Genomic DNA, 12,101 nt, shown 5'->3' with positions numbered 1-12,101 from the left:
CGATGTTCTCTGAGTGATTGAATCGAGCATGTATCGTCGTCTTGCAGTCTGTTACGCGGCATTGACCGTGCTGGTGCTGTTTGGCTTTCCCAAAGCGGGAATCTACCTTGGGAATATCCCGTTAACGTTCAGCTATGTGTTGGTCGGGATCGCGGCGGTGTTTGAACTGGTTTGCCTGACGCGACATCCAAGCCGCAAATTGCACACTCGCTATGCATGGCTTGGCGTGCTGATCGGCTTGTTGGCGCTGTTGGAAATTGCATCGTTCCGCATTTATGGAATGCGATCGGTTGGCGCAGCGGTGTCGGTCCTGGTCAGCACGATTGCGATGCCGATCCTGGCGATCTTGATGACGCATTGGGTGCTGCGGATTTTGGGTATCGAAGGCCTGCTACGGTTTCTGAAATGGGCGATGGTGCCAGTCTTTGCGTTCGGGTTCGTTTCCTTCTTGGTCTACAATGCGACTGGAACGGTGTTAGGAATTCCGTTTATCACGACCACCGGTTCTGACATCACAACGGTCGCGACCCGCCACAATCTGCGCGGTCCGGTGATCAAGATGTTCTCAACCTACAACAACGGCAACATCCTCGGGATCAACTTGCTGATGTGGGGACCGTTGGTTGCGATTGGATCGTTTCGCGGCAGCATGGCGTATCGCTCTCTTTGCGTTGCAACGTTGTCACGATCAGTGTGGGCTGGACTTGTGTTGCTTGAATTGATCAAAGCGATGTCGGAACGGTCTTACCGCCGTGTTTTCCAAGCTGCATGCGGAATGGTTTTCTTGCTGGCTGTTGTGATCGTTGCGTCGTATGTGATCGGCCGAGACCCACAGAGTTTTTTGCTGGACAAGGATCTGGGCGGTCGAGTGACGAATTTACAGAACGATTTGGAAGTCATCAGCAGCGTGCGAATCGGTTGGGACAGCGAAAGTGTGCCTGCGGCGGCGTGGTTGGCGTTTGGCCCCGCCGGAGTTGTTTTAATGGCAATCGTGTGGCTGTTTCCAGTCTTAACGGGAGGCAACACGAAGGTTCAGATTACGGCACGAATCAGCATGCTGGTCTATCTGATCGTCGCAGTCGTGGAAGGAGCATTCATTCTGGTACCTACTCAGGCGATCTATTGGTTCATCGCTTCACTTGCAATGGCGGCCCCAGAAATCACGTTGCTGGAAGAACCGGCGAGCGAAACAGAAGAACAGCAACCTGAGCGAACGGATTTGGATTCTGTTGAGCCGCCCCAGTATGCACCGTCATTATGAAAGTCCTGATTTGCGCGATGGCCTACCCGCCTGATACTCTGGGTGGCGGCGAAATTTCAACGCGACTGCTGGCCGAAGCTTTATCGCAACAGAACGTTGATGTATCAGTGTTAACGATGACCGATGGGCAACCCGGGTTGCAGATGCAAAACGGAATCGCCGTTAACCGAATCGCTTGCCCCAACGTTTACTGGGCCATGCGATCGCGTGAACAATCGCCCTTGAAAAAAATCCGTTGGCATCTTTCGCAAAGCTTTGGTTCGGTGATCGCAGCCGAGATCCAATCGGCGGTTTTGGATCGAAATCCGGACCTTGTTCACACCAGCACGATCGAAGATTTTGGCGCGAAGTTTTGGAGCTGGGCTAAACAGAAACGATTCAAAACTGTTCACACGTTGCGAAGCCAATGCCTGCTGCATCGCAGTGCCAACATGTATGACGCCAAACGCGACAGAGACCGAAAACCCGACTGGCTGTCGTCGCCCAAGCGACGTCATTCCGCAAACGTCGATGGTGTGGTCGGGATCAGCCAAGACATTTTGGATCGGCATCTGAAACACCGATTCTTTCCGGCGGCAAAGTCAACGGTGATTGGCAATCCGTTCGAGGGCGTCGCCGGTGATGCCCGCATCCGAAGCGAGGGGCCAATTCGACTTGGGATTCTGGGGCGCATCGAACCTGACAAGGGCATCGGCCCCTTGTTGGACACACTTCGCCATGTAAAAACGGATCCGCCGTGGCGGTTGCAGATTGCTGGCACAGGCGAAGACGATTTCGTTGACCATCTGCGGCGAAAAAGCGAAGGTTTGCCGGTCGAGTTTTTGGGCTGGTCGGACAGCCGCGAATTTTTGGTCAACTTGGATTTGCTGATCATTCCATCGCGATGCGTCGAGGCGTTTGGGCGTGGTGTGGTGGAAGCATTCAGCGTTGGTGTCCCCGTTTTGTGTCTTCGACGCGGCGGACTTCCCGAACTGATCAACCACGGCACGACCGGTTGGGTGCTGGACCAGTGGAGCGACACGGAAGTCACGCGGTGTATCGAAGATTGTCGCAAACTTGCCAGCGAAGCAATGATCGAAAAGGCAAAGCGATTTAGCACCAAGGAAATAGCGTCACAATATCGAGTGTTCTATCAACAGATCATGAAGCTGAATTGATCTAATTTACAGGTCGCTTTTAAAACGTAGCTGATCCCGCCAGGGTTCAGTCCACGATGGCATTAAGCTCGACTGAACCCTGGCGGGATCAGCTACGGGCAGGTCGCGGGCAACCTCACCGGTTGTTAAAAACAGTATCTTTGAAAAAGCCACATCGCCATGGACTGACGAAAAGTTGGTCTTGGCTAGCAGTCAACCAATTCACGACGTAACCATCATGGCCGATCTATCGAATTCCAACGACCGACCGATTGCCTGGATCGCAACCGATTCGTACGGAGGCGGTAGCGAGGTCTGGATGCGGAGGCAAGCAACATCGCTGGACGACTTTGATGTTCACGTCACGACGCTTCACTTGGCGAACAATGATTCCGATAAATCTGCTGTTCCGATCCATGTCGTCAAAGGCAATTGGATCGTCCCAAGAACGTCTCTTTTGCGTTGGGGTTACAAAGGTTTGCTGGGGCGATTCAATCCCGTCGTTTCCGGCGCGGAAATGAGTCCTGCGGAAACGCGATGGTGGAATCAAACGATCCAGCAACATCGTCCGTCCGTATGTCTTGCTCAATTTGGTCCGATGGCGATTCATTTGTTGCCCATCATGAAGTTCAACAGCGTGCCACTGATCGCCCATTTCCACGGGCACGATGTCACCGCATGTTTGAAGCAGAAAGGCTACACGCGGCGTCTTCGCGAAATGCTGAACCAGTTTGATGCTCTCGTCGTGGTGGCAGAATATCAGAAGGAAACGCTGCTGGAGCTAGGGGCGAAGTCAAATCAAATTCATGTCATCCCCTGCGGAGTGCCGATGCCGCCGGAAGTGGACCGGACCGGTCATGCCATCGACCAGTGCAAATTTCTTTCGGTAGGTCGTCTGGTCAACAAGAAAAGGCCCGATGCGACTTTGGAAGCCTTCGCACAGATGCCAAACGTGCACCATTCAACGTTGACGATGGTTGGCGATGGTCCGATGCGAAAGGTGTGTCAGAACATCATCGATCGACATGGAATCGGTGATCGCGTCCGAATGCTCGGTGCGTGCTCTTCCCAGATAGTTGCTTCGGAAATGCGTGACGCTGATGTTTTCGTACAACATTCGGTAACTGGCCCCGACGGTGATCGCGAGGGATGGCCGGTGGCGATTGCCGAAGCAGCTTCCTTTGGGCTGCCAATTGTTGCGACTCGCCACGCCAGCATCCCGACGCAGGTCGTCGAGCAAAAAACCGGACTGTTGGTTGACGAACATGACGTTGCTGGGATGTCGAATGCGATGAACGAACTTGCGGGCGATGGAGAGCGTCGCCAGTTAATGGGGCAACACGGGCGAGAGCACATTGCCGAAACTTCTTTGGAGATTCAGCTATCGCGATTGCAATCGGTGATGCAAGACTGCATTTGTCGGTCGAAGTGAGAATGCTAGGCGGCGTCGCGTTGCGGGCTTGGTCGTTGAACCGTTGATTGCTTGGCGGTTCGATGCGTGACCGAACGCGCCATGCCAAGGATGTCGCCCAGGATCGACCGACCACGTTGACTGCGACTCAATACACCAAGCCATATCGCCAGCGCTAACGGTGGCACTGTGACGCAGATCGCTGCGTGAGATAGTTCAACCCAGAGGAGCGGAAACAGTCCGAGCCCGACCAACAGGCCGCAAATCGTTGGCAGCATCGCGGAAGTGACCACGCTGCGAACACCGACCGGCCCGACGCGACACGCCCACCAAACAAGCGCCGGCGTCCGTATCAGCACTCCGCTAATCGCGTACGAGGCGGCGACACCCGCTGCGCCCCAACGCAAACCCACGACAAACGATAGAATAGAAACCGTACTGGCGAACACGCCCCAGCGCAACAGGTCGCGTTGTCGCCGTTGAGTAATCAGCAGCCATCCAAGCGTGTTCGATAGCGGTTGCAGGATTCCTGCGACCGCCAACCAGCGAAAGATTTCAATCGATGGTTCCCACTTCGGTCCAAGCACCACAATGATGAGCGTGTCGGCGAAAAGGAACAGGATGATACACGCAGGAACAGTAACGATTAAAAGCCGTTCAGAAATCGCCTCGAAAGCGCGACGATAGGATGACGGTTGATCTTGCAATCGAGACAGGCTTGGGATCGCGACACTGCTAAGCGGATGAGCGACTTGTTGCAACGGCAACATCATCAACGAGTAAGCCGTGCAGTAGTATCCGAGTGATTGCGATCCAAGAAAACGACCAATCAGTAAGTTATCTGCTTGTCGAGCGAAATAGTTGATTGCGGAACTAATCGATAAGGTCGTCCCGAATTTCATCAACTCTAGGATTTCTGGAAATCGAAACTGCCACCGTGGCCGCCATGAGCTTGCAAACCACAAACACCCTGTCACTCCCATTGCTTCGACCAGCGGTACGGCGCACAGCGAAAGATAGGAACCAGTTGTTGCAGCGAAACCAATGGCGATAAGCTGCCCAAGCGTGAATGCCGCCACTCGTGATACTGAAATAACTTCAAGACGTAATTGCCGACGTAGCATCGATTCATGCTGCAGTGACAATCCACCGATCAGCATCACGACTGAGTAAACCAGAGCGATGGGAATCAGTTTCGGTTCCGAATAAAAGCGGGCCAACAGTGGAGCACTGGCAGCAACCAACGTAGCCAAACCAAGCGAGACCACAGCCGTCAACCAGAACATTGAATCCAGTTGCCGATAGCTAATTTGGCGATCCTGGATGGTGGCAGTCGAGAGGCCTAAATCGCGAAACAGATACAATAAGCCGGTGACGGCCGTCACCATCATCACCAGCCCAAAGTCTTCGGGAGCGAGCAGACGGCCAAGAACTGCTGCTGACAACAACGTAACCAGCAAACGAATAGCCTGGGTGACAGCCGTGAAACCGCCGCCACGTATCGAACGAGCCTGAATCTCGCTACGCGATAGTATTTCCTCGCTCAAAAGATCTCCGGTACCGGGCTTTGCTTAGAATCGAGCGGAGAATCGAACGGAGAATCGATGTCACCTTTCGCTCCGCCAAAGTGTGATCCGACGGACTTTCGCGGAGCAAAAGGCGACTATCAATAGCCGTTCGTTCGACTTCCAATCAAGAAACCATTCACAGTCCCTTTGCAGATAACATTTACTCCCAGGCCAGCGTAAGGTCACTGATCTTTACTCGTTGCGGTTCCGGGGGAATGAATTTCGGACGACCAATGGCCACAATTGCGACTGATTCGAGGTGATCGTCCACTCCCAGTTCGCGAGTCAATCGATCGTAGACCACCATGTTTGATGGTCTGGACCGAATCATGTCGAGCGCAAAATGGTTCCAGCACACGCCTAGGCCGCAATCATGTGCCGCTAGCACCATCTGCATGATCGCGGCACCCGCATCGATAAACAACGAACATTCATTATTGCCAAGGGCACCATAGAGACGCTTGTCCATCAGCACCCAGATTAGCAACGGAGCCGAGATGCAGTGTTGTTCTTTGATCCCACGCAGAAGTTCCTTGCGTTCAGGTTTTGAAAGAACGACAAATCGCCATGGTTGACGATTACCTGAGGTGGGTGCCCAGCGAGCGGCATCGATCATGTGTCCAGCAATTTCGGCAAGCTCCTGATCGTCCGGCTGCTCGTCAGCCCAGACGCGACAACTGCGACGGGATCGAGCGAACGCGGCAAACGCGGCGGCTCTCTCTGGACGATACTGCGCGGCTTCGCGACTATGGTCCAAAACATAGTTTTCAAGATTGTTGAATGACGCGATTAAATTTTCAGCCCAAACTGCGGTCGGGTCTTCGCCGAGATCAAAGTCTCGCTGACGCAGAATTTTGAAGCAGTCTTCGATCGTATCGCGTTTCTTTTCGTAGACCTCTTTCTTGGATTCAAAGTTGTCGTTGTAGATCGATTTTTCGATGCGATGCGCTTCATGGCGAACCACGGACAGCAGCTCGTCACTGGACCTTCCATCCAAGTTCAGATAGTCGTCCACCCCTCCTAGCCTAGCTTTAAGTGTTGCGTGCAACTTTTTTCCGCCAGGCAATTGTTTGATCAGACGACCAAGTTGCGATTTTAGGTGCATGTTTTCAACCGTTTGTTTCAGCGATTTGTTTCAACCGATTGGCGAGGACGTCAAAATACTCGCCATTCCAGTTCGGTGCATTTCCGAAACCTTCTTGCTTGACTTCGTCGAGCAGAAATGGAACCTTGTCAATCGAATCTGCAAACCTTAAACCTTGGATGGCATCGAACCAATCAAAAGCTGAGGTGAGCTTATGGTCAACTGTTCCAAGCACCACGGTTGGACGTTGGCACAATACTGAGAAAATAAGACCGTGGTAACGATCCGTAACGACGGAATCGAATGACGCAAAGTAGTCAAGAGTTTTCTCGAGTTTCAGCGATCGCTCCTCTCGCCGGATCGGTTCCGCGAAGGTCGTATCAAAGACCTCTTTCTCGCCAGCAATCGACTGGACAAGCTGTTCCCTATCCTTGTCGCTCAGCACAGATTCCGGGTCTTCACGAAGACAAATCAGCGTTCGTGGTGCACGGTTTTGCTTTATGGCAATTTCTTTGCATGGAAGTGAAAGCACAAAATCGGGAACCGAAAAGCTTTCTGCCTTCGGGAATAGTTCTTTTGCGAGTTCTCCGCTGCGTTTGTCGCGACCTAAAACCACAAGATTCGGATGGGTCGCGTAAATCCTCTTGCTCGTTTCTCGTTCTCGGTTCCCCGTGAGCGAATCACTGAAGTGGATCGTTTGCGGCAGGCTAAAAACGAAGCTGTTTGGCAAGCCTTGGATTATTTTCCTTCGACCTGACTCTGAATACATTCCGCGGTCGCCCAGGTTTCCTCCGCTGTGAAGAAACACCAGGTCATCGGGGCCAGTGGAATCAATAATTTCGGGCATGCAGTGAAGCACTTCATTTTTATCCACCTCAAGAATGGCATAGGACGGAAAGTGTTTTTTCAGCCATGCGTCAATCGCCACAACTTGTGCATGATCCCCGATGTTCGCTAATTTTGGCGTGGGGGTCAGTGCATAGAGAATGTGTTTTTGCCCGGCGTAAGAGCAGATTTTCTTACGCGTCGCAGAAAAACGAAACACGCGACCGAAATGAAATCTAAGCCCCTCGTACAGTCTTTTCGGAAGGATCCACTGGGCAAGGGTAATGATTCGTCGCATTTGCCTTCAAGTCTTTCAATCGTTCTGAGGAAGCTTTTGCACGACCATGAAATAGCCGTTTGGAATCTTATACGCACTGCGCGCATTCAAGTTTTTACCTAACCTCGTCTTCAGGAAAAGCGACATACTGACATAAGCAGTTTGGGTGATGATTGCGGATAGAAACGGCACACCGCCTAACATTTTCCCGAGGACATCGACCAATACGACAGGCCCTCCGCCAGTACTCTCCAAAACAAGAATTTGGAACCCAGCGTCTGCTGCCATCTTTCTTAAAGAGAATTCTGTGTAACGGTAATAATCATGCGGCGTTTCATGAAGCCAGTACATGAAGGGCACATTCAAAATGATTTTCCCATCCCGACGTAGCACTCGATGCATTTCAAACCACAAATTCATCGGCGTTGGAATGTGCTCCAAAACACTCGACAGCAGAATCGTGTCAAAGGTTTGATTTTCAAGTGGTAGCGGCTGTGTTAAATCGGCATGCTTGTCGATGTGGCTGTTGCCATGCGGAGATTTCTCCCAGTCAACGCAGCAAATCTCATCGACGAGCGGCCGATAAAGGCCATAGTACGGTGCCTTGCCGCAGCCAAGATCGAGCAAGCGTCCGCGACAGTGATCAGCGAGATGACGGTTGTAGCAGGCACTGACTTGCGAAACCGTCATCCGCGAAGAAACAGCTAGCTCGCTGGAGTCGCGTGACGGAATTGTCTTGCCATTTTTGTAAGCAAGCTTCGTTGGCTTCCAGTTGTTTTCATTTTTCATCACATTACGACAGCGTCGGGTTTGTAATTGCGTCGAAGGATCTTCATTGCAAGCCTTCCAGTGGAACGGCACGGTTCAATCGACACGCGTTAACACCAGGTTGACTGAGTAGCGGAAGAGGCTGGCCATTGACAGAGCAATTGTCAACTTTTTGAGGGGTTGCAAAAAGCAGGGAGGAGTTAGAAACGGCCCTAAATCTCACTGCCGGTGATCAGTTTGGCTGGCATGTGGGTGATGCTGTTGAACCAGTCAAGCTGCCAATTGTTACCAACATTGTTCAGTTTGGTGATGCTGCAGTTTTTGATAAAACCAAGCTGCGGGATGCTGGCGTGCGGGACGAGTTGGTGAAGCAGTTCTCGCTCGAATTGGGCGTGAACCACCATCGTGACCACCTGCTCTGAATCGCCAAAGGTTTGATTGATTCGGTCGATCACGGACGTCACGCGAGTGGAATGGTCTTGCGGGGTTTCGCGTTGCTTGCCAAACCACCAACCCTGTTCGCTGATCGTTTCGTCGGCGATGCAGCGGTCGGCGGGAAAGTGATCGACGACGCTGGTTCGGCCCAGCCCCGGTGCGCCTTCTTTTGCATCAGGTCCGAAACCTTTGAAGCATCCGCCTTGTTCAAAAACGTGATGCCAAACATGGACGGTGTGATCGGTTACGTCGAACACGTAGCGAGTCGTTTGCAAGGTTCGTTTGAACGGGCTGGTGATCAGGTGATCGAATTTCAAGCTCTTCATCCAGCCCGCCAAGTGCTCGGCTTGCAGATGACCAACGGGCGTGATCGTTGGATCCTCCACACGATTGTGAACAGGGCGAGCGTTGTTTTGGCTTTCGGCGTGACGGATCAGGTAGAGCTGCATCGGGGCGTGTTGTTTTCTAGGATTTGTGCAGTAGGCGTGTGCGAACGTAATCAATCATCATCCATTGACCAATCGCCATCACGACTGGAATGGTAAACAGTAAGAATTGACTGAACTTCAAATTTGATACCAGCGGGACATCGTTCTTTGTTAGCGCCGTCAACACCGCCATCACCAACGAACCATTGACCAATAACATCAACGCCGTCACCAGCGCCGAGAGCGTCGCAAACAGGCAACCGGATGTCAGCCGAAGCGGTTCCGGTTTTGCGTCATCGCTGTTAGCCATAAGAAAATACGAGTCATTAGGCGGACTGATACAAATTGATTGAAACCGAACTTAGATCAATCAAGCGGTTAGTCCCACCGGTGACCAAAACGAAGAACATTGGATTCTGCGAAAAATGATCACAATGATCACCGGGACAACGATTGTCATTCCGGTTTCGCGGCCGCAGGCTTACGGCCTTTCAACGTCAGGATCATTCGATCGCCATCGACTTCGATTCGCTCGAATCTTCGGATTGCACGCGATAGCTTGGCGTCATCCTGAAATCTTTCGGCTAGATTCTGTTTGCGAATTCCTGACATCACTGCGGGCGGTATCGGCTGACCGGCGACCATTGCCTCGATCAAGCGGACGACTAATTCACCGTCGTTCAAACCGACGTCGAACTTGCCAGAGCCGTTGAAGAATCGACCTTCGCCGCCAGGAACGAAACCGTCCAGCGGTAAGCTGACGTCGCCCGAGATGACGCCTTGGTCAATCTTGACGAACAGCCTGTTTCGGAATTGGGGATGTCGTGAAATCAAAGCGTTCAAATCCGCCGCCGACAAAACCAACCGTTTGGGCTTTCGAATAGGTGCAGCAGATGGTTTCGGTTCCGTTACTTCTTCGGGCTGATCGGCAACGGCCTTCTGCGTTGGAAGCGCCACGGGTTTCTCCGCAGGCTCTTCTTGCGGCGGATCAAGCATTCGCTCGAACTCTTGCACGCGTGTTTCTAGCTCGACCATTTTCTTGTCGTCATATTCCTGGGACGGCAAAATTTGCGGTGTCTCGGAAGTAAAACTTTCGACCTGCCGAGTGAAGTAGAAGTAGGTCGCAAAGCCGGCGCAGAGAATCAGGAAAATGCCGGTAATGAAAACCGCCGAACAACCGTACAAAAGGCAACGACCGGAACCTGCTGGTCCGGCGGGAACACTGGGGGATTCCGTTTGCGTCGGATCGTCAGGAAGAACGGTTTGACCGTTGTCGATCGCGTTGCTTGTCAAGTTGTCGGTGTCCATGAATGCATCGCAAAAGAGATTTCGTGCCCGGCTAGTGCTGGCTCTTCTCGGCGGTCGATTTAGATCAAGTTTTCGCTGGGATGGAAGAAAGCATAGTGGATTCGCTACAATCCTTGCATGACCGAATCACAAGCAAATGAAATTGACCAATACGACTACGATCTACCGCCTGAATTGATCGCGCAATCGCCAATGTCCAATCGTGCCGACGCGCGGTTGATGTTGGTCGATCGATCGACGGGTTCGATTGACCATTACCATATTCGTGACCTGCCTGAATTGTTGTCCGCAGGTGACACGTTGGTCATGAATAACAGCCGCGTGATTCCAGCGCGGTTGGTTGGCTACCGCAGCGAAACGGGGGGGCGTTGGCAGGGCTTGTTCCTGCGCAGCGACGACGAAACTGGTCTGTGGGAGATCCTGACCAAGACGCGCGGCAAGCTGCAAGCTGGCGAGACCATTACCGTCCGTGACCGTGACGCTCGCGATGGCATGTTGTTGACCGTGGTGACGCGAACCGACGATGGCAAGTTACTGGTCAAACCATCCACGCCAGAGGACATGGAAGAAACGTTTGCCAGCCCCGCTGATTGGCTGCACCGCTTTGGCCGAGTCCCCATTCCGCCCTACATTCGCGATGGACAAATGGTGGATGCGGATGTGGTGGATTACCAAACGGTCTACGCAAAGTCCGATGGCAGCGTCGCGGCACCGACAGCCGGCCTTCACTTCACGAAGTCGCTTTTAGAAAAAGTACGCGCCGCCGGCGTGGGCACAGCCGAAGTCACGCTGCACGTCGGGATTGGCACCTTTCGCCCGATCGCGACGGAGAGGTTGGACGAGCATCAGATGCACAGCGAGTGGGGCCAGATTGATGAGCCGACTGTCCAGGAAATTACGACGCGGCGAACGCGAGGCCGAACGATTGCGGTGGGCACCACCAGCGTCAGGGTGCTAGAGAGTGCGGCCGCAGCGGGCGGCGGCGTGCTGAAACCATGGACGGGTGAAACGAATTTGTTCATTCAGCCCGGTTTTAAATTCAATGCGATCGACGGGTTGCTGACCAATTTCCACCTGCCCAAGAGTTCGCTGCTAGTTTTAATCAGCGCTTTAGCAGGCCGCGAATTGGCATTGAAAGCCTACCGCGTCGCAATCGAAAACGAATACCGTTTCTACAGCTACGGCGATGCCATGCTAATTGTTTAGTCCCTGATCGCCAGCACGTAGGCCGTAGCGAGTCATAGCGAGTTACGGCAATGTTCGCACCGCCGTAACTCGCTTTGGCTCGCTACGGCCTACTTTCTACTGATTTTGATCAGGGCCGCGACTTGGCTCTGGAAGCCTACCGCGTCGCAATTGAAAACGGTGATGCCATGCTGATTGTTTAGTCCCTGATCGCCAGCATGTAGGCCGTAGCGAGCCAAAGCGAGTTACGGCAATTTGCGCACCGCCGTAACTCGCTTTGGCTCGCTACGGCCTACTTTTTACTGTTCTAATCAGCGATGCGACTTGGCTTTGGAAGCCTACTGTGTCGCAAATGAAAACGGTGATGCCATACTGATTGTTTAGTCCCTGATCGCCAGCATGTAGGCAGATCGGA

The 12,101-nt window shown here is 52.8% G+C and carries 11 protein-coding genes; 4 read left to right on the top strand and 7 right to left on the bottom strand.

All coding sequences use genetic code 11. The features are described from left to right. Positions 1 to 13 precede the first annotated feature (13 nt). The 3 genes from RC85_RS08855 to RC85_RS08845 all read left to right on the top strand — a co-directional run bounded on the left by RC85_RS08855 (position 14) and on the right by RC85_RS08845 (position 3,829). On the top strand, positions 14 to 1,261 hold the full coding sequence (locus tag RC85_RS08855) for a hypothetical protein (protein ID WP_149752639.1): 1,248 nt from the start codon (positions 14 to 16) through the stop codon (positions 1,259 to 1,261). Then, complete coding sequence (locus RC85_RS08850) at positions 1,258 to 2,418, top strand: glycosyltransferase (RefSeq protein WP_068261335.1); 1,161 nt, start codon at positions 1,258 to 1,260, stop codon at positions 2,416 to 2,418. The genes RC85_RS08855 and RC85_RS08850 overlap by 4 nt, the downstream gene beginning before the upstream one ends. Before the next feature lie 217 nt (positions 2,419 to 2,635). Continuing rightward, complete coding sequence (locus RC85_RS08845) at positions 2,636 to 3,829, top strand: glycosyltransferase family 4 protein (RefSeq protein WP_149752638.1); 1,194 nt, start codon at positions 2,636 to 2,638, stop codon at positions 3,827 to 3,829. Positions 3,830 to 3,834: 5 nt separating this feature from the next. Here RC85_RS08845 and RC85_RS08840 read toward each other — a convergent pair whose 3' ends face one another. The 7 genes from RC85_RS08840 to RC85_RS08810 all read right to left on the bottom strand — a co-directional run bounded on the left by RC85_RS08840 (position 3,835) and on the right by RC85_RS08810 (position 10,501). Then, entirely contained in the window at positions 3,835 to 5,355 is a 1,521-nt protein-coding gene (locus RC85_RS08840; RefSeq protein ID WP_068261329.1) for a lipopolysaccharide biosynthesis protein, read from the bottom strand. A 181-nt stretch (positions 5,356 to 5,536) separates the two neighbouring features. Next, complete coding sequence (locus RC85_RS08835) at positions 5,537 to 6,481, bottom strand: nitroreductase family protein (protein ID WP_068261326.1); 945 nt, start codon at positions 6,479 to 6,481, stop codon at positions 5,537 to 5,539. 4 nt (positions 6,482 to 6,485) lie between these two features. Next, positions 6,486 to 7,583: a polysaccharide pyruvyl transferase family protein gene (locus RC85_RS08830; RefSeq protein ID WP_068261324.1), complete on the bottom strand. Its 1,098-nt coding sequence runs from the start codon at positions 7,581 to 7,583 to the stop codon at positions 6,486 to 6,488. A 15-nt stretch (positions 7,584 to 7,598) separates the two neighbouring features. After that, entirely contained in the window at positions 7,599 to 8,351 is a 753-nt protein-coding gene (locus RC85_RS08825; RefSeq protein ID WP_068261321.1) for a class I SAM-dependent methyltransferase, read from the bottom strand. A gap of 191 nt (positions 8,352 to 8,542) precedes the next feature. Beyond that, positions 8,543 to 9,214, bottom strand: coding sequence for a histidine phosphatase family protein (locus tag RC85_RS08820; RefSeq protein ID WP_068261319.1), 672 nt, complete (start codon positions 9,212 to 9,214; stop codon positions 8,543 to 8,545). A gap of 16 nt (positions 9,215 to 9,230) precedes the next feature. After that, positions 9,231 to 9,503, bottom strand: coding sequence for a hypothetical protein (locus RC85_RS08815; protein ID WP_068261317.1), 273 nt, complete (start codon positions 9,501 to 9,503; stop codon positions 9,231 to 9,233). Positions 9,504 to 9,649: 146 nt separating this feature from the next. Beyond that, on the bottom strand, positions 9,650 to 10,501 hold the full coding sequence (locus RC85_RS08810) for a hypothetical protein (RefSeq protein ID WP_068261315.1): 852 nt from the start codon (positions 10,499 to 10,501) through the stop codon (positions 9,650 to 9,652). Positions 10,502 to 10,618: 117 nt separating this feature from the next. Between RC85_RS08810 and queA the strand changes: the two genes are divergently transcribed. Then, on the top strand, positions 10,619 to 11,707 hold the full coding sequence (queA, locus tag RC85_RS08805) for a tRNA preQ1(34) S-adenosylmethionine ribosyltransferase-isomerase QueA (protein WP_068261311.1): 1,089 nt from the start codon (positions 10,619 to 10,621) through the stop codon (positions 11,705 to 11,707). Positions 11,708 to 12,101 lie beyond the last annotated feature (394 nt).

It is taken from the genome of Rubripirellula obstinata (genome assembly GCF_001642955.1).
In the GTDB taxonomy this organism is placed as follows: Bacteria; Planctomycetota; Planctomycetia; order Pirellulales; family Pirellulaceae; genus Rubripirellula; species Rubripirellula obstinata.
Note: the sequence above shows the minus strand (reverse complement) of the source record. Positions and strands in the feature narration are given on the sequence as shown.